This window comes from Mitsuaria sp. TWR114, assembly GCF_007997345.1.
The window spans coordinates 1-18,155 of sequence record NZ_VOSR01000145.1; the positions used below are offsets into that span (position 1 = coordinate 1).

At 67.2% G+C, this 18,155-nt stretch carries 16 protein-coding genes; 4 read left to right on the top strand and 12 right to left on the bottom strand.

Annotation, left to right across the window (positions count from 1 at the left end):
• The coding region (locus FUT87_RS06745; protein ID WP_147240515.1) for a response regulator at nucleotides 1-235 on the top strand (235 nt) is incomplete at its 5' end.
• A 129-nt stretch (nucleotides 236-364) separates the two neighbouring features.
• Nucleotides 365-2,206 (top strand): type II toxin-antitoxin system HipA family toxin, encoded by a 1,842-nt coding sequence (locus FUT87_RS06750; RefSeq protein ID WP_147240516.1) that lies wholly within the window; start codon nucleotides 365-367, stop codon nucleotides 2,204-2,206.
• A gap of 98 nt (nucleotides 2,207-2,304) precedes the next feature.
• On the opposite strand, the gene FUT87_RS06755 is transcribed toward FUT87_RS06750, so the two are convergent.
• The 6 genes from FUT87_RS06755 to FUT87_RS06780 form a co-directional block, all read right to left on the bottom strand.
• On the bottom strand, nucleotides 2,305-3,681 hold the full coding sequence (locus FUT87_RS06755) for a hypothetical protein (RefSeq protein WP_147240517.1): 1,377 nt from the start codon (nucleotides 3,679-3,681) through the stop codon (nucleotides 2,305-2,307).
• A 40-nt stretch (nucleotides 3,682-3,721) separates the two neighbouring features.
• Nucleotides 3,722-4,258 (bottom strand): DUF2271 domain-containing protein, encoded by a 537-nt coding sequence (locus FUT87_RS06760; RefSeq protein WP_091730350.1) that lies wholly within the window; start codon nucleotides 4,256-4,258, stop codon nucleotides 3,722-3,724.
• Nucleotides 4,259-4,379: 121 nt separating this feature from the next.
• On the bottom strand, nucleotides 4,380-5,057 hold the full coding sequence (locus FUT87_RS06765; RefSeq protein WP_147240518.1) for a PepSY-associated TM helix domain-containing protein: 678 nt from the start codon (nucleotides 5,055-5,057) through the stop codon (nucleotides 4,380-4,382).
• A gap of 18 nt (nucleotides 5,058-5,075) precedes the next feature.
• The gene (locus FUT87_RS06770) at nucleotides 5,076-5,756 is read right to left on the bottom strand and encodes a Fe2+-dependent dioxygenase (RefSeq protein WP_091730341.1); all 681 of its coding nucleotides are present in this window, start codon (nucleotides 5,754-5,756) and stop codon (nucleotides 5,076-5,078) included.
• Nucleotides 5,757-5,846: 90 nt separating this feature from the next.
• Nucleotides 5,847-8,120, bottom strand: coding sequence for a catecholate siderophore receptor Fiu (locus tag FUT87_RS06775; RefSeq protein WP_091730337.1), 2,274 nt, complete (start codon nucleotides 8,118-8,120; stop codon nucleotides 5,847-5,849).
• Nucleotides 8,121-8,476: 356 nt separating this feature from the next.
• A complete protein-coding gene (locus tag FUT87_RS06780; protein WP_091730334.1) occupies nucleotides 8,477-9,466 on the bottom strand; it encodes a TerC family protein in 990 nt (329 codons plus the stop codon).
• Between the two features lie 293 nt (nucleotides 9,467-9,759).
• On the opposite strand from FUT87_RS06780, the gene FUT87_RS06785 reads away from it, so the two are divergent.
• A complete protein-coding gene (locus tag FUT87_RS06785) occupies nucleotides 9,760-10,116 on the top strand; it encodes a phage holin family protein (protein ID WP_091731857.1) in 357 nt (118 codons plus the stop codon).
• Nucleotides 10,117-10,203: 87 nt separating this feature from the next.
• Here the strand turns inward: FUT87_RS06785 and FUT87_RS06790 are convergent, their stop codons facing one another.
• Nucleotides 10,204-11,775 carry a M48 family metalloprotease gene (locus FUT87_RS06790; RefSeq protein WP_183483833.1) on the bottom strand — a complete coding sequence of 524 codons (1,572 nt, stop codon included), beginning with the start codon at nucleotides 11,773-11,775 and terminating at the stop codon, nucleotides 10,204-10,206.
• A gap of 61 nt (nucleotides 11,776-11,836) precedes the next feature.
• Here FUT87_RS06790 and moaC point away from each other — a divergent pair, with 61 nt between their 5' ends.
• Complete coding sequence (gene moaC / locus FUT87_RS06795; RefSeq protein WP_147240520.1) at nucleotides 11,837-12,319, top strand: cyclic pyranopterin monophosphate synthase MoaC; 483 nt, start codon at nucleotides 11,837-11,839, stop codon at nucleotides 12,317-12,319.
• Nucleotides 12,320-12,352: 33 nt separating this feature from the next.
• Here moaC and FUT87_RS06800 read toward each other — a convergent pair whose 3' ends face one another.
• The 5 genes from FUT87_RS06800 to FUT87_RS06820 form a co-directional block, all read right to left on the bottom strand.
• Complete coding sequence (locus FUT87_RS06800; protein ID WP_147240521.1) at nucleotides 12,353-14,140, bottom strand: PglL family O-oligosaccharyltransferase; 1,788 nt, start codon at nucleotides 14,138-14,140, stop codon at nucleotides 12,353-12,355.
• 60 nt (nucleotides 14,141-14,200) lie between these two features.
• Nucleotides 14,201-14,968, bottom strand: coding sequence for a pilus assembly protein (locus tag FUT87_RS06805; RefSeq protein ID WP_186830396.1), 768 nt, complete (start codon nucleotides 14,966-14,968; stop codon nucleotides 14,201-14,203).
• Between the two features lie 10 nt (nucleotides 14,969-14,978).
• A complete protein-coding gene (locus FUT87_RS06810) occupies nucleotides 14,979-16,397 on the bottom strand; it encodes an O-antigen ligase (protein WP_147240523.1) in 1,419 nt (472 codons plus the stop codon).
• Between the two features lie 70 nt (nucleotides 16,398-16,467).
• Nucleotides 16,468-16,887, bottom strand: a complete 420-nt coding sequence (locus FUT87_RS06815; RefSeq protein ID WP_147240524.1) for a pilin — start codon at nucleotides 16,885-16,887, stop codon at nucleotides 16,468-16,470.
• Between the two features lie 267 nt (nucleotides 16,888-17,154).
• Nucleotides 17,155-17,937 (bottom strand): MBL fold metallo-hydrolase, encoded by a 783-nt coding sequence (locus FUT87_RS06820; protein WP_147240525.1) that lies wholly within the window; start codon nucleotides 17,935-17,937, stop codon nucleotides 17,155-17,157.
• Nucleotides 17,938-18,155 lie beyond the last annotated feature (218 nt).

Here is an 18,155-nt window from a genome sequence, read left to right on the forward strand (position 1 = left end):
GCCCTTCGACGCGGTGCTGATGGACGTGCAGATGCCGGTCATGAGCGGCCACGAGGCCACGCGCCAGCTGCGCCAGCGCTACGACCCCGCGCAGTTGCCCATCGTCGCGCTGACCGCCGCGGCACTGGTGCAGGAGCGCGACGAGGCCCTCGGCGCCGGGATGAACGAGTTCCTCACCAAGCCCATCGACGCGCAGCGGCTGCGGCAGGTGCTGGTGAGGCTGACGGCGGGGTGATGGCCGCGACGTGGTTTTCCCGCATTTCAAGTGCGAGAAAACCACGAGATTCGCTCCGAAATCGCCTGAATCTTGAGATAAGGCGGTCGCTCTGGTAATTTTCGCGCACTTGAAGTGCGAGAAAATCACATGAGCCTCTACCTCGTCGGCGAGAACCTGGACGCCAACCGCGGCTACCGCAGAGCGGAAACAGGCGAACTGATCCAGCTGATGCGCGGCATCTACGTGGACGCCGGCGATGACGCGGACGACCTCGTCCTGCGGCATGCGGTGCGCATCGCGCGCTATCTCTACCCCCGCGCCTTTCTCTCGGCCGCGAGCGCCGTGCTGCTCGCGCCGACCCGTGATGGTCGCCTCTACATCTCGGGGCAGCGCAGTCAACGCACACGGCTGCGCGGCCTGGAGATCGTCCAGAACCGCGCCCCGGCGCGCCCATCCACGATCGACGCCGTGGTCGCCGATGGATGGGGCGAGCTGCCGATCCCGGTGTCCTCCCTGCGCCAGCGCTTCCTCGAGGCGTTTCGCCTGCGCAGCGAGCACGCCCAGTCGATGGACCTGGCGATGCGCGAGGCCCTGGCCGCGCGACTCGTGCAGGAGTACGGCGACGCGCAACGCGCTGCCGACGCGCTGTGGACGCTGGCGCGCGACAACGAGTGGTACCGCGAGGGCGAAGGCGCCGAACGCTTCCTGAAGCAGCAGTCGGACAGCCCGATGCGCAACGAGGCCGCGTTCGACCTGACCGTCGCCTGGCATGGCCTTGCGCTGGGAGACCTGGCCCATGACGGCACCGAATGGCGATGGAACGCCAGCAGCGCCGGTCCGGTGCTGCCGCCGCTGATCCGCCAGACCACGCCGGGACGGTTGCCGCCGTTCATCGTGTCGCTGCTGCCGGAAGGCTGGCTGGAGTCCGTCCTGCACGACGCGAGCGACCGTGACGTCCTGCGGCGCGGCAAGCGCTACATGTCCAACATCACGATCTCGGAGCGACGCGCGGAACTGGCCGCCTTGCCGCAGGACACGCTGACGACGCGACTGGCCGACTTCACGCGGGACGGCATGTTCAGCGGCCACTACGCCGGGCCACGGCGCGACGCGATGGACGCCGACTTCGCCCACCGCCTGGCGCAGCTCTTCGCGAATCAGCAGACGCCGCGGCTGTCAGGCGTGCAGGTCAAGGCCCCCATGCACCTGGCGGCGGACGGCACGCTGCTGATCGCCACGCACCTGCCCTTCACCCACATCCTCAAGCCGGCAGGTGCCGCCGGCTTCGAAGGACTTCCGGTGGCGGAATGGATCGGGCTGACGCTGGCCCGTGGCGTGGGCTTCGAGGTCCCTGATCACGCGCTTGTCGCGATGCCCGACGAGCTGCCGGCGGCGCTGATCGTGGAGCGCTTCGACATCCGCCTTCAGCTGGACGACACCCGTCTCCTGGCGATGGAAGACCTGTGCTCGGTGCTCGCGCTCGATCCCAGGGACAAGTACACCGGCACGATGGAGCGCGTGGCCCGTGCGGTGCGCGCGCTGTCGACGTCGCCCGACGAGGACATCATGACCTTGCTGCGCCGGGCGCTCTTCGCCTGGCTGATCGGCGACGGCGACATGCACCTCAAGAACATGGCGATGCTCAAGACCGCCCAGGAAGGCGCTGCCACGTTCCAGCACGTGCGGCTCGCGCCGGTCTACGACACCTTGACGACCCGCGTGTTCCCGGGGCTCCAGCATGACGCCATGGCGCTGAAGGTGAACGGCAAGGCCCAGCGCCTGCGCCGCGCCGATTTCCTGGCCCTGGCGGCGATCGCCGACCTGCGGGCGGGCGACGCGAAAGTCGCCATCGATGAGATGCTGGCGTCGATGACGGCGGCGCTGGACCAGTTCGCTTTGCCCCCGTCCCTCCAAGCTGACGCGGCGGCTCTCGCGCTGGGCCAGCGGGTGCTCCAGGTGGCGCGGGAGCGGGTGCGGGATTTCGATTGACCGGTGCCCCATCCGTCCACCGTCCACCGTCCACCGTTCATCCGTTCACCAGGAACGCGGCCGCGACGCAGTGGCGCGGCGGCGCGCAGCGGACCTCCTCATCTGGCGCTCAGGCTGGCCCCCTTCCAATCCGCCGACTGCCATCGCTGGAACGCGCCCAGCATCGCGGCATCGCCGGCCTGGCGCTTCGTCTCCAGCGTGTCGAGGTCGACCTGCTCGTAGCTGCGCTTGTAGCGGCCTTCGGCACGCGATTCGCGCGCGACCAGCAGCTCCTTGCCGCCCGGCACCCAGCCGGCGAATTCCGCGTAGCCCAGGCCCGGCTGCGCCGCCACCGGCGGCAGCGCCGTCATGCGCCAGCCCTGCGCGGTGCGGCGCAGCAGCCAGAGTTCGCGCCAGCCGTCGGCTGGCACCGACGCGATCGCGATCGCATTGCCCTCGCGGTTGATCCGCGCCGAGGCCGTCATCACCAGCCCCCACGCGCAGTGGCGCAGCAGCGGCGGACTGCCCTCCTTGGCGCCGTTCATGGCCAGCGTCAGGCAGGTTTCGCCCGGCTGGCCCGGCAGCACCGTCAGCGTGAAACCGCCCAGCGTCTGCGTCGACGGCCCCGCGGGCAGCGCCGCCCAGCGCATCGCGTTGCCGCGCATCGCCGCGTCGTTGTAGTCGCGCTGGTCGTCGTCCGACAGCTCAGTCGGCACGATGCGCGCTAACGCCTCCAGCGCGCGACGCGAGGCGGCCGACGACGCATCAACCTGAAGGCTCGCAGCTGTCACGCCTTCGCCGGCACCAGCACCAGCGCCAGCACCGGCACGCCGCGCGCGGATGAAGGACAGGCTGCTCCACACGCCCGACTGGCGCATCAGCACGCGATTGCGCCAGTGCGTCGCGAGCGCCGGATCGCGCAGGTCGACCTTGTCCAGCACGTCCGCGCGCCACTGGTCCATCTGCTCCCGCTTCGGCGGCGTCGCGGCCGGATCCAGGCAGTCGACACGCGTCAGCGCGAGCGCCGCGCGCGCCTTCTGCTCGGGCGTCGAGGCCGGCATCGCCAGCACGCGCCGGAACGCCTCGCCGTCGTAGCAGAGCTGCATCGCGCCGGCCTCGCGCTCCAGCGAGCGGAAGCGCAGGCCGTAGCGCGCGGCCACGTCGAGCTGCGCGGCCACCTGCGTCTCCGCCGCCGTCGTCGAGCCATCCGCCTTGGGCTGCACACGCGAAGCGCGATCCGCCAGCCGCTCGGCCAGCGTGCCCATCGCGTCGAGCGCCTCGGCACCGTCCGCGCCGTTGATCTCTTCCGCACTCGCCGCCTGCATGAAGAGGTCTTCCGAGACCGCCGCGTCGAAGGAGGCCACCGGCTCCTTGCCGTCGAAGGCGGACTTGTTGGGCAGCAGCCAGGTCATGTGGGCGTGCGCGGCCAGCGGCAGCAGCGCGGCGACGGCCAGGGCGACGGGGGCGAGGCGGGATGCGATCGAAGTCTTCGTCATGGTGGAGTGCTCCGTGTCGTGTCGGGGGACGGGATGCCGCTCAGGGCTTGACGTTCAGTTCCAGCGCGCCGAGCTCGTGCTCGCCCTGCGCCTTGGCGGTGGCCGCGGCCTTGACCGGCCAGGTCAGCGGCAGGCGCTGCACCTCGCGGCCGCCGGCCTCGCGGCTGGACTCCACGACGATGTCGTACTTGCCCGGAGGCAGCGCGGCCAGCGCCGGATGCGTGTCCAGCGAGATCGCATGCTCGCCGGGCGCGCGCGTGGCGGCGCTCACGCCGTCGGCGGGCACCGTCAGGTTGCGGCCGCCCTGGCGCCACCACTGGCGCATGTCCTTGAGCCACTTGGTGCCGGCGTTGTTCTGCTTCTTGATGTCGTACCAGACCGCCAGCTGCGCGACGGCCGGGCCGGACTCGCCCGCCTTCTCGACCCAGACGGCGATGTAGGGGCGGTGGTACTCGGCCACGTTCAGGCGCGGCAGCTCGAGCTTGAGCTGGACGGTGGCGGCCCAGGCGGACGAGCCCGTGGCCAGGGTGCCCAGGGCACCGATCGTGAGGAGGGTACGACTTGCGGAGCGGTTCATGGTCGATGTCTCGGTGGAGGTCGGGAGGATCCTGGCGATGGCTCGGAACGGGAAGAAGGGCGGGAAGGACGGGGCGCGCCGCGCCGCGGCGGGCGCCGGTCGGGGTCGTGTGGGGATCAGGTCAGTGGATCAGCAGCAGCGCCAGCAGCGCGGGAATGACGAGGCCCAGGCCGACCAGCGGCCAGGTGCTGGGCCGGCTGACCGCATGGAACTTCAGGATCAGCAGGCCGGTGACGGAAAACAGCAGGCAGGCGACGGCGAAGAGGTCGATGAACCAGCTCCAGGCCACGCCGGCATGGCGGCCCTTGTGCAGGTCGTTGAAGTAGGAGATCCAGCCGCGGTCGGTGTCCTCGTACTCGACCTCGCCGCTGTCCCGCGCGATGCGGACCCAGGCGTCACCGCCGGGGCGCGGCATCGCGAGGTAGACCTCGTCGCGGTTCCATTCGGCCTCGCGGGCATCGATGGGCCGGCCGAGTTCCTTCGCCAGCCAGGCGCGCACGGGCGCGGGCACGGCCGCCTTGCGATCGGCCTCGCTGGCCTCGTCGGCCGAGCGCGGCTTGAGCGTCGCGGCGAGCTCGGCGGGCAGCTGCGCGGTCTTGCCGACGATCGCCGGCTTGGACTCGATGTCGGCGGCGTGGTTCAGCGTGATGCCGGTGACGGCGAACAGGATCATGCCGATCAGGCAGATCGCCGAGCTGATCCAGTGCCACTGGTGCAGCTGCTTGAGCCAGGCCGCGCGCGCGGCGGGGCCCTTGCCGGGCTTGGCGGCGGAAGAGGGGGAAGTGTCGGCCGGCGTCATCGGAACGGTCTCGCGCGCTCAGGTCTCGGCCCAGAGCCGCAGCAGGTTGTGATAGTGGCCGGTGAGGGCGGTCGTCTCGGCGTCGTCGCCGAGCCGGGCGCGCAGCTTCTGGACGGTCTGGTCGAGCTCGAACAGCATCGCCCGCTGCCAGTCCTGGCGGACCAGGCTCTGCGTCCAGAAGAAGGAGCACACGCGCGCGCCGCGCGTCACCGGCGTGACGCGATGCAGGCTGGTGCTGGCATAGACGATCAGGTCGCCCGCGGGCAGCTTGACCTCGTGGGTGCCATAGGTGTCGACGACCTCCAGCTCGCCGCCCTCGTACTCGTCGGGCTCGCTGAGGAAGAGCGTCGAGGACACGTCGCTGCGCAGCGGCTGGTCGGTGCCCTGCTGGCGCATGATCGCGCCGTCGATGTGGAAGCCGTACTGCTCGCCGCCCTCGTAGCGGTTGAACAGCGGCGCCAGGGTGCGCAGCGGCAGCGCGGCCGAGATGAACAGCGGATGCCGCGCCAGCACCTGGCGGATGTGGGCGCCGATCTCGCGCGCGACCGGATGGTCGACCGGCAGCTGGCGGTTCTGCTTGACCTTCGCGCCCTGCTCGCCCACGGTCGCGCGGCCGTCGGTCCAGTCGGCGGCATCCAGGAGCTTGCGCATCTCGCGCACGTCCTGCTTGCTGAGCACTTCGGGGATGTGAAGCAACATGTCCGGATCGATTCGGTTCTGGGGCGGGACGGACGAACGCCCGCCCCCGCCAGAACGGGAACGGGCCGCGCGTACGCTACCTCAATCGGCTCAGAAGCCGATGTTGGCCATCAACGTCACCGCACGCGGAGCGCCCAGCACCAGACGGCTGCCGCCGTTGTTCAGCGAGGACATGTATTCCTTGTCGAACAGGTTGGTGACGTTCAGCTGCAGGCTGAGGTTCTTGTTGACGCGGTAGGCGCCCATCACGTCCACGACGGTGAAGGCCGGCAGCGCCGCCAGGCCGTTGGCCGGCGCGGCATTGACGGTGACGATGCGCTTCTGCTCGGCCGTGTGGCGCACGCCGCCACCGATGGTGAAGTCGTTCCACTGGTACGAGTTCCACAGCGTGGCCGACCACTTCGGCGTCCAGCGCACGCCATCGGTGGTGGTCTGCACGCCGGTGGTCGAGTTGAAGCTGCGCAGGCTCAGCGCCTTGGCGTCCATGGTCTGGAAGCCGGCGGTGATCTGCCAGAAGTTGGTGATCTGGCCGACGGCCGCCAGCTCGATGCCCTGGACGCGGGTCTTGCCGCTCTGCGTGGCAACGTTGGTCACCGCGTCGACGCTGACCTGGCCGTCGTTCTCGCTGCGGTACAGCGCGGCCGTCAGGTTCAGGCGCTTGTGCAGCAGGTCCCACTTCGTGCCGACCTCGTAGTTCTTGGTCTCCTGCGCGTCGGCGGCGGTGGCGTTCTGGCCCGAGGCGGCCAGCGTCGAATTGGCGCCCCCCGGCGGCGTCAGCGAGTTGGCGGCGGCGGCGTAGACCGTGCCGTTCTCGGACAGCTTGTACAGCGCGGCGACGTTCCAGCTGGTCACCCACTTGCCGGTGTCCAGCGCGCCGGTGGCGGCGCTGCTGTACTTGACCTTGTAGTGCTCGGTGCGCAGGCCGGCGGTGAGCTTCAGCGCGTCGGTGACCGAGATCGTGTCCAGCGCGTAGATCGCGGTGGTGGTCGTGCTGCCCGAGGTGTCGGCGGCGGCATTGCGCACCGAGCCGCCCAGGTCGACGTTCGGGTTCGGGTTGTACAGGTTGGCGACGTTGGTGCCGGCCGGGACCACGGCGGTGTAGCCGCGGTTGTCCTGGCTCTCGTACATCAGCTCGATGCCGGTGGACAGGTCATGCTTGAGGCCGCCGGTGGCCAGCGTGGTGTTGAGGCTGGTCTGGTTGGCCAGGATCTCGTTGGTCTGGTTGACGCGCTGGCGCGAGCGGCTGATCGTCCAGGTGCTGCGGTCGGCCGGATCGACCGCGACGATCGAGTTGATGCCGGTGACCAGGCGGTCCATGTAGGTGCGGCCGTAGCGCGAGACGTTGCGCACCGTCATCTGGTTGCCGATGTCCATCTCGAGCTTGGCGGTGACCATGTCGGCCTTGACGTCCTCGTAGTCGTGGACGCTGCCGTAGAAATTCTTGCGGTCGACCTTGGGCGCGGCCATCAGCGCGGCGGCCTGGGCCGGCGTCACCGTCGCGGACGACACCGCCGTGTAGCCGGGCCAGCCGATGGTCGGCACGCCGCCGTCCGGGCGGTTGTTCTGGCGCAGGTGCTGCGAGTACAGGAAGAAGCGGGTCGGCGTGTTCAGGCCGAACGCGATCGAGGGCGCGATGCCGTAGTTCTTGCGCTTGACCTCGTCGCGGCCGGGGACGCCGTAGTCCTGCCACACCGCGTTCAGGCGCACGGCGCTGTTGTCGAAGATCTTCTGGTTGACGTCGACCGAGGCCCGCTTGCGGCTGGCGTCGCCGATCGTCACCGAGCCGTCGATGAAGTCGTCGATCTGCGGCAGCTTGGTGATCAGGTTGATGTAGCCGGCGCTGGCGGCGCGGCCGGTGTCGGCGCCCGCCGGGCCCTTCACGACCTCGATCTGCTCGACGTTGAACACGTCGCGGGTCACCGCGCCCAGGTCACGGATGCCATCGACGAAGGTCGAGGTGCTGGCGCTGAAACCGCGCATCTGGAAGGTGTCGCCGGCGGAGGTGTTGCCGTTCTCGCCCAGCTGCATCGTGATGCCGGGGGTGTTCTGCAGCGCTTCGATCAGCGAGACGGCGCCCTGCTCGCGCAGCACTTCCTTCTTGATCACCGAGATCGTCTTGGGCGTCTCCAGCAGCGGCTGGGTCAGCTTGGAGGAGGCGCTCTTGTCGGCCTTGTAGGCGGACTGGGCGGTGCCTTCGATCTTCACCTGGGGCAGGTAGGGCGCGGCGGAGGAGGACGCGGCGGTCGAGCCGGCGTCGGCGGGGGCAGTGGCTTCGGCGGCGTGGGCCAGCGGCAGGGTCAGGGAGGCGGCCAGTGCGGCCAGCGGGGCCACCGCGTGCTTGCGGCTCTTGATGTAGCGGGACATGGGGATCGAGCTCCGGGGGGAGAAGTTCTTATGGAAATCGGCTCGGCTGGCTGCGCGCTGGCGGCGTCGTCCCGACGCTTCACGGCGCACGGTGGCGGGCCCCTCCCTGATCGCGACTGGCTGGCGGTGGCGGGTGATTGAGGCCGGTTCTGGACTCAAAGGCCGCAAATGCTAAGCATTCTCATTTGTACATGTCAAAGATTTGCTGGTGAATAGCGCTTCCGCGTGGCGAACGCGCGACGCCTGGGCCTGCTCGGAATCTGCTCGGAAATGCAAAAACCCGCGGGACGCTGGCGCGTCACGCGGGTCGGAGGGGGATGGCGGGGCGGGGAAGCGCCCTGCCCGTCAGCGGGCCGTCAGTTCAGCGCGTCCGGCGACTCGTTCGAGCGATGCTCGGGCAGCTTGGGCGCGGTGCGCAGGCTCCAGATCATCGTGATCGCGAGGATCGCCACCACCACGCCCAGCGACAGCAGCACCGGGATCTTGATGACGTCGATCAGCATCATCTTGGCGCCGATGAACACCAGCACGACGGCCAGGCCATAGCTCAGGAGGTGGAACTTGGACGCCATCGCCGCAAGCAGGAAGTACATCGCGCGCAAGCCGAGGATCGCGAAGATGTTGGAGCTCAGCACGATGAAGGGATCGCTGGTGATCGCGAAGATCGCCGGGATCGAGTCCACCGCGAAGATCACATCGGTCATGCCCACCAGCGCGATCACCAGCAGCATCGGCGTGGCGATGCGCTTGCCGTTCTCGACGGTGAAGAAGCGTTCGCCGTCGAAGTTCTTGCTGACCGGCAGCACACGACGCAGCAGCTTCAGCGCGGGGTTGTCCTCGAGGTCCGGTTCCTTGCCGGCCGCCCACCACATCTTGATGCCGGTGATCAGCAGGAAGGCGCCGAAGAGATAGAGGATCCAGTGGAATTGCGCGATCAGCCAGCCGCCGACCAGGATCATCACCGTGCGCAGCACGATGGCGCCGATGATGCCCATCATCAGCACCCGCTTCTGGTAGGCCGATGGCACCGCGAAGTAGGTGAAGATCATCAGGAAGACAAAGATGTTGTCGACCGCCAGCGATTTCTCGATGAGATAGCCGGTGATGAACTCCAGCGCCTTGGTGTTGGCGAGCGCCGTGTCGCCGGTGCCGTCCTTGACGGCCCACCACAGCAGGCCCATGAAGGCGACGCTCAACGCCACCCACACCAGCGACCAGTTGATCGCTTCCTTGACGCCCACCTCGTGCGCGCCCTGCTTGCGCAGGACAACGAAGTCGAGGAACAGCGACACCACGACGATGCCGACGAAAACCACCCACAACCAGGTGGGCACGATCGTGCTCATGAAGACTCCTTGCAAGAACGGGGCGGACTGTACCGATCCCCGAGACACTCGCGGCGATCGAGCGACCGCCGTCCGGCCAAAAGGTCTTGCAAGACTGACGCCAAGCCGCGTCGGTGACGGCGGTCCGGTGTCAGGTGCAGAGCCCGGCTGCCAACAAGGCAACGTACTGACGGGCGTCTGCCGCGGCCTGGGCCGCGTGGCTACTCCCCTTTCGGAAGGTTCGGATTATCTTGTGTTGTTGGCGATTTCAAGTTCGTATTTTTCTGATGATGCCTGCCGGTATGCTGAGCGGCATGAAAACGCTGACCCGTTGGCTGCTTCTGGCGGCCGCGCTGCTGCTGGTGGCGCATCTCTACCCTGGCGTCCAGGTGAAGGGCTTCGGCACGGCGCTGATCGCGGCCTTCGTGCTGGGCTTGTTCAACACGATCCTGCGACCGGTGCTGGTGCTGCTGACGCTGCCAGTCACGCTGTTGACGCTGGGCCTGTTCCTCTTCGTCATCAACGCGCTGCTCTTCTGGGCCACGGCCACCGTGCTGGACGGCTTCACCGTCGCGGGATTCGGCGCGGCGCTGATCGGCTCGCTGATCTACTCGCTGTGCGGCATGGCGATCGACGTGCTGATCGAACGGCTGTTCCCCGACAGCGAATGAGCCGACCTCGCTGGCTCCACGGCACCTCCGCCACATGAAAAAGGCCGCTCATCGAGCGGCCTTCGTTCTGGTGCCTGCGAGATGCGCTCAAGGCTCCGCGCCAGGTGGCACCCCGCGGGGATACATCTCCATCAGCATCTGGCGGCGCTCATAACGAAGATCGCGCAGCCGGGAGTCGATCACCGACGCCTCGAACTGGTCCGCCGAACGAGCGCGACCCTGGCGTTCCGCCGACGCGAGGCGGTCGATCGCGCCGGTGATGTCGCCGAGTGCCGCGCGGTTCTCGCCCTGAGCCCGCAGCGAGCGCAGCGGTTGGCCGAGCTGCTGCCACAAGGTGCCGCTTTCCTGCCAGGCCAGCGCGTCCTGCGCATGCAGCGCCAGGTGGGTCTGCAGCGCCTCGGCGGCTTCCCGCTTCACTTCCGGCCGCGGGTCCGCCTGCGCCAGATCCGCGCGGATCATCAGCATCGGGCGCGAGCGCTCGTTCTTGAGCGGCTCCAGCGCCGCGAAACCAGCGTCCGGCCTGCCGCGGGCGACCTCCAGTTCAGCATGCGCGTAGACGAGCAGCCGCTTCGCGCCCGGGTCGGCGCCGAGCAGGCCCGCCAGCGCGTCGGCCGTCTTCAGCGTGGCCTCGGCGCGGGAGAAGTCCCTCAGCTTGATCGACGCCAGCGCGCTGGTGTAGCGCGCGGCGAGCTGATCGATGTTCTTCTCGCCGGCTCTCGAGCCAGCGTCCAGGCCCTGGAGCACGCGCCAGGGATCGGTGCGCTGGTCCATCAGCACACGGGCGCGCGCGGCCATCAAGACATGCTCCGAGGTGCCGACCAGCTTGGTCTGCGCGGCCGTGCCCAGTCGCGCGCGCGCCTCGCCGATGCGCTCGCTGGTCAGCGGGTGACTGCGCAGGTAGGGATAAGCCCCCGAATCCATCAGGTGATAAGCCTGCTCCATGCGCTCGAACATGCTGGCCATGCCGGCGGGCTGGTAGCCCGCCTGCGTCATGACCTGGAAGCCCACCCGGTCCGCCTCGCGCTCCATGTCGCGCGAGAAGTTCAGTTGCGCTTGCGCCGCTGCCGCCTGGCTGGTGACGATCGCGGCCTGGGCGCCGTCGACGCTGCGGCTCTTCGCGGCGGCGAGGATGCCCAGCAAGAGCCCCACCGTCGCGAGCGCACTGGTCCGGGCATCGCCGACGATGCTCCGCGCGATGTGCCGCTGCGTGACGTGCGACAACTCGTGCCCCAGCACCGAGGCCAATTCGTCACGCGCCCCCGTCATGGCGATCAGCCCGAGGTGTACGCCCACGTAGCCGCCGGGCAGCGCGAACGCGTTCACCGAGCGGTCGCGCACCAGGAAGAGTTCCCAGGCGAAACGGTCGCTGGTGTCGTCGCTGATGTTGCCGAGCCGGCGCGCCGCGTTCACCAGCGGCTGCCAGGTGTTCTGCGCGTACTCGAGCAGCAGCGGATCGTCGATGTAGTCGGGGTCCGGCCGGATCTGCCGCATGACCTGGTCGCCGAGCTTCTTCTCGGCGCCGATGCTGACGTCCGCGGACACCGAGTCGCCCAGGGCGGGTAGGTTCACCTGCGCAGCGGCGCCCTGGCCGAGCAGCATCGCGCTGAGCAGCACCGCCAGGCAACGACGGCTGAAGGGAATGGGGTTCGGTCGCTTCAAGGGATCTCCAGGGCGGGAACTATGATGACGCCTCTTCGGTTTCGCGATTGTTGCCGCGCCCATGAGCTCGCCTCTGACCCATTTTGACGCCGACGGACAAGCCCACATGGTGGACGTCTCCGGCAAGGATGTCACGCACCGCGTGGCGCGCGCGGCGGGGCGCATCCGGATGAAGCCGGCGACGCTGGCTTTGATCCGCGATGGGAACGCAAAGAAGGGCGATGTGATCGGCGTCGCGCGCATTGCCGCGATCCAGGCGGCGAAGCGGACGTCGGATCTGATTCCGCTGTGCCATCCGCTGCCGATCACGCGGGTGGCTGTCGAGTTCGAACTCGATGAGGCGGCGAACGCGGTGGTCTGCACCGCGCAGGTCGAGACACTGGGGCGCACCGGCGTCGAGATGGAGGCGCTGACCGCCGTGCAGGTGGGGCTCCTGACCGTCTACGACATGTGTAAGGCGGCGGACCGAGGCATGGTCATGGAGCAGATCCGAGTGCTGGAGAAGCACGGCGGGAAGTCGGGCGACTGGACCGCCGAGGTCTGATCGTCGAAACACCGCCCGACTCGCTTCAAACGGTCAGCGCAGTTCGCGGAAGCCGTATTCGCGCGAGGGCGCTTCGCACTGGAACGGCTTGGCCGCGGCGCCCAGTTGCGCGACCTCTTCACATTCGTTGAGCCACTCTTCGCTGGCGGTGTTGCGGAACTCTCTGAGGCGCTGGACCAGGTAGCGTGCCTTGTCGGTCTCGCCGACCGCGTTCAGCGATTTCGCCCAGGCCATCAGCAGGCGCGTGTCGATCAGGTGGTGCCCGGTTCGGCGTGCGGCCTCTAGCGCCACAGTGCCGGGTGGCTGCACCGTTGCCTGGGCGTAATCGGCTTGGAGCGCGAACAGCGGCGAACGCTGGCCGGCCGCGATGCGGTCGTCGAGCGAAGCGGCACCGGTCGGCGGTGCATAGATGTGGACGATGCGCAGGTAGTCGATCACGACCAGCGGCACGGCGGCCGCGACCACGACGCCCAGCGCCGCCAGCCATGGTCGACGCTGGCCTGTCGTCGACGCCGGCTCGCCGGCATCCTCGCCCGCCATGCAGAGCCCATAAGCGAGTGCAGCCGGAAGAAGGAAATAGGCGTACCAAAGGGGGTACTCGAACTGGCTGTGGAGGCCGATCATCGCGACCAGCATGGCCGCGCAACGGGTGGCCGCGCTGCCGCGCACGGCGCGGGCGAAGCCTGTCCACAGCCCCGCCGCGAGCAACGCGAGCGTGAGCAGCCCCAGCGGCAGGCCCATCTCGACCAGCAGCTGCAATTCGAGGTTGTGGGTGTGATCGAAGAACGCCACCGGGCGGTCGGGGAACGGCGTCATCGTCCACGCGAAATTGAAATCGCCCCAGCCGGAGCCGGTCAGCGGATAGCGCTGCAGCAGGCCGATGGCATTCTTCACGATCGCGATCCGCGACGGGGAGCCGGCGCCTTCCTCGGACACGCGCGACTGGGCGCCGAAGGCGTGATGGCTCAGCGCGGTGTAAGCCTCGAGGATCCCCCATCCGAGGGCGAACATCACGAGCGTCGAGCCCAGCGCGATGCGCACGCGGGGCGCGAGCCGGGCATCGACGGCACCCCAGAGGGCGAGCATCACCACGCCGATCATGCCCGTGCGGGAGGCGCTGAGCAGCACGCAGAAGACGAAGAGGAAGAGCAGCATGTGCAGTGCGACGGTGCCTCGCAGCGCCCCCCCCAGACGACGGGCAAGCCAACCGCCCTGAGCCAGCCACACGGACGCGACACAGGCCCACATGAGCAGGCTCGCAAGGTGATTGGGCTGGCGCATGTTGCCGACCGCGCGACCCACGAGCCCTGAGCGTGCGATGACGTTGCCGTCGGCCAGCGACGGGAAGAACATCTGGATGAGGCTGACGACGACGCTCAGCACACCGGCGCCGACGAGGGCGACGCAGAAGAGCGTCAGCACCTGGTCTCTCTGGTTGGCCACGACGGCGCGACCGGTTTGCACTGCGAGCAACGCGCCGAGCAGCATCGCAATGCTGGTCAGCGACATGGACCAGGGAAGCCCATGGGTGAACGGCGCCGCCAACGCGACGGCGGTCATTAGCAGCAAGGAGAGGGACACGCCGTCGTTGCGCCAGCCTGCGCGCAGGGCGCGCCCCCACGCCAGACCGGCGACCAGCAGCCCCAGGCCTGCAAAGGCCATCAGCTGGTTGTAAAGCGTGGCCGACGGCGTCTGATTGAAAGCGATCAGCGGGGCGAGCGTGACGCCCAGCAGCAGGCCGAGTCCGGTGAGGAACTGGCGATGCGGCGCGGCGGTCGTGGCGGGGAAATCGGCGGCGGGCGCCGTCGCGGCGAGCGTCATGGACGGTCCGGGTCGTGAGGTCAGGGCGGAACTCTAACTGCCACGCGGTCCAATCCTTGGTCAGAAGCTGTCGATGGGCGCGAAGCCGACAGGATCGCCGGTCTTCTCATCCACGAGTACCGACCATCCGTCACGGCGGGCCAGCAGCGGTACGGCACGCAGTTGGTTCATTGGCAACCCCGTGCGGGCAATCGCGGCGCTCAGTTCCGAGCCCGGCTTCCCGCCGGCGCGCTCTTTGATCAAAATTTCAAGCCGGAAGCCCGCTTTGAGCGTTTGGGCTCTTGAGGCAGAGTCCCATTCCGTCCAATAACGAGGCCTCATCCCAAGGTCGGCGCCCGCCATTGCCAGCAGAACCGCATCGGCACGATCCGAGGCCTCCGGTTGTCGCGTCCCGATCAGGCGAGGCCCGGTGAGCGACAGGTCCTTCAAGGCCGTCGGTGCTCGGGAGAGCTCCGCAGTCTGCACAGTCGCGGCGATCACGACGCGAAAGCGGTCTCTCTCCAGCGCGAGCACGACAGGCCTGGCCTCGTACATCGTGTACGCGCCATAGGCCAGTCCGCCCAACTGCAACAACACAACAAGCAGCAGATCGCGCCCAAGTTCTGATCGCCGTTTGCGAGCGTCGAAGATCACGAAGGTGATCAGAGGGCCCATGACCAGATCAACGCCGGTCACCAATAGGAAGAGTTGGGCCCCTCCAGAAATCTCCGTGTATGGCCAGGGGTACCAGAGGAGAAACACCGCTGCGGCTGCCGAGATGGCGACAACGGCACTGAAGCCCAAGTGAACCAATGCGGCACGGACACGTGCGCGGAGCACCGGGATCATGACGTACACGCTAGAACCAGCCATAGGACCAGTAGCGCGGCCTAGAAACGTCCTGCGACGAGGACTCGCGGCATCCCTCCGCTTGCAGGTGGGGTGTTGAAGCGGAGATCTCCTTGGACGCAGCGACGCATGACCAAAAGGCGGCCATCACGAGAACGGCTCGCGCCGCCAGCCAGACCTTGGGACGGATAGTGGCCCCAGCCAACGGCTCAACCGCATCTGGCCGAGAACGGCCTTGGTACCAACTGAAAGAAAGCCCAATCAGCGTGAAGATCCAGATCTGAGAAATAGGCATTACTAGGTTGCCCGAGAAGCAGGCGTCCACGGCCACTGCAACGCCGGCGCCTAGCAATCCGCATCCGATCGCTCGTCTGTCGGCGTTGTGCTCAGCGCGCAACGCGCGCGCCATTGCTGAGATTCCGCGCAACATCAACGCTACGACTGCCAGGGTCGCAGGCCAACCGAGCTCTGCGGCCATCTGCAAATAGTGATTGTGGGGATGCGCGCCCTTCTCATTGACTTCGTGTGCGAAGTGCATTGGACCGACACCAAGCCATGGCGATCGTTGGCTGTCTGAGATCGCAATATTCCAGAGATATTGACGGGAATGGTCGCTGGTCAGCTCTTTCGCCGTAGGCCGATAGCCGACGGCCTGCTGAACTGGCACCACGCCTGATTGGAGCGCCAGATACGCGACAAGCGCGACTGCGGTGGTCGCTAGGCCAAGGCCAATCCATCGACGACTGGCAGCACCGACGACCAGCATCACCACCCCGGCGCCTACAACAACACTCACCATCGTCGACCGCCCTAAAGTCGACAGAAGTAAGAACAGCTGCAAGGTCAACGCAACGATTGCCATTAGTCGGGTGCGACGTGTCGCGCCAGGCTGCGCGGCGATGCCAAGCAGCAGCGGGAGCACCACTGTCTGAACGTGGTTGAGAAAGCGGGGATTGTCGTATCCCAGGCTCATCTCCCATAGTAGGACTGGCTGTTGTCCCGCAAGAGCCGCAACGAGGAGTCCCATGAACATCAAGCCGTAGAGCAGCTGCGACAGGCAAACGACGCCCATCCAGGGCGCCAGCCGCTCACCTCCCGAGTGCCCGGCAATCCAGATGCTCCAGCCGATCAGGCCGGCAAACAGCGCGACCTCTCGCCATGCCACCCCTGGAATGGCAGCATTTGCCGCCGACAAGCCTACAAGGACAATCAGCAAAACAGACTGCGCCATCGTCCATGGATGCAGGCGGGGCGCTGCGGCGGACTGGAAGACAAGCGCAAGCGCTGCTAGCAGCAAAAGCGGCAGTTGAACAGCACGCGTCAAATCGTGCGCGGTGAGCGCCACGGGGACTAACGTCGGCACGAGCGGCCCCAGGGCTAGCGCCATCCATCCCAGGATGAGGGCTGCTCGACCCAGCTTGATCTGCATGGCGGGGTTCCGCTAGAAGACAAAAAACAAAAACGGGGCCTCAGCCCCGTTCGAAACAGTAATCGGCAGATCAAGTCGACTTGCAGCTGGCAGCGACGAACTTCTTGTTGATGTCCGAAGTGCAAGCCCAGTTGATCGACTCCGTGCCGGCCGTACCGGTCAGGATGATGCTGCCAGGTGCCTCCGTCAGCTTCGATGCTGCGGTGATCGTTGCGACGGTATTGCTGACCTTGGCGTAGGTGACGCTCGTCACAGCATTGCTCTTGATGTTGTCGGTCGGAACATTGTCAGCCGACGGCATTTCGCCCTTGACGGTGTAGAACTCCTGCACCGAAGCCTTGGGCTGGGTCGCGGCAGCCATCACTTCGGAGACTTTGGTCTTAGTGATGTAGTCACGATACGCCGGCAGAGCCACGGCAGCCAGGATACCGATGATCGCCACGACGATCATCAGTTCGATCAGGGTGAAACCTTGTTGAACGCGCTTCATAAACACTCCAAAGAGAGATTAGGGGTAGAGACGACCCCCATGAACGCAGGGGCCGTGCCAGCCGCATTCCTTCTCCGTTCCGTGACCCACTTCACAGCCTGTCGGCGGCGACCTGACTTCAAGTGACCATTTTTGTCAGCCGCCCTGCCACGATTTGTCAGTCGCCGAGGTGCTGCCAAAGTTTGTCGGCCAAGGTACGCGACCACCCGAAACGAAGCCGCCCGCAGCGAAGATCGGTGCGGGCGGCAAGTGTGGCGGCAGCGAACGTTAGGCCAGTGTGAACTCCTGGAAGTTCTCCAGGGCAGACAAGCGATGCGTCGTACGAAGCGCCATGACTGCCTCCATCACCGCCTCCCGTTCACCGGGTTTGATGTGGGTGATGTGTACATCAATCGAACCGTCTAGCTTCGCCAGTTCATCCCGCAATGTTGTCGGGCATAGGTGCTTGCTGATGCCGGCGAGCCCGCATTCGTCGTCGCCAAACGCGCATTCGATGACCAGATGCGCGACCTTGATCTCCGACAGCCGCTGCCAGAGCGCCGGATTCGGGCCGGTGTCTCCGGTGAAGACCCAGTGACCAAGCGCTCCGCCATCCACGGCAAAACCCACTGCGGGAACCGTATGCGCAGCGCTCAGCACCTCGATGCGGCGACCATCGCCGAGATCCAACCGATCGCCCACGGCGAACTCATGGAAGGTCAACGCGGGCCGATCCGTTGACGGCAAACGGGTGAAGTCCGGCCAGATGACGCCGTTGAATACGTGGGCCCGGAGGGCTTCCAGCGTTTCTCGAAGCGCATGGACCTTCACCGGCGGGCGGCCTGCCTGGGCGCGTCGGCGTTGGACGGTGTCAGCCAGCAGGCCGATCGCCAGGACGTGGTCGAGATGCGAATGCGTGACCAGGATATGGTCGACCTTGGCCATCGCCTCCACAGTGAGCTCGGCCACGCCGCTGCCGGCGTCGATGAGCACATCGTCGTCCAGCAGGAAGGAGGTGGTCCTGTAGCCGGCCGCCAGGGCGCCGGCGCAACCGAGCACGCGAATCTTCATGCCGGGGACTGTAGAGGCAGCCTTGCGCGGCGCTAAGCGCCGAATCCGCGAATCGGGGACTTATTGCCGTCGCTTACGCGACGCCGCCGGTGTGCCGTGAAAACCTGCACGCGTGTCAGTCATCGACCGACAGTGCTGAATCATCTGGATACAGGATTGGCGGCAATCCAACGCCCCGATTTGGCCGAAACGCCCGTGAAAAAGGGGCTCGCGAGCCC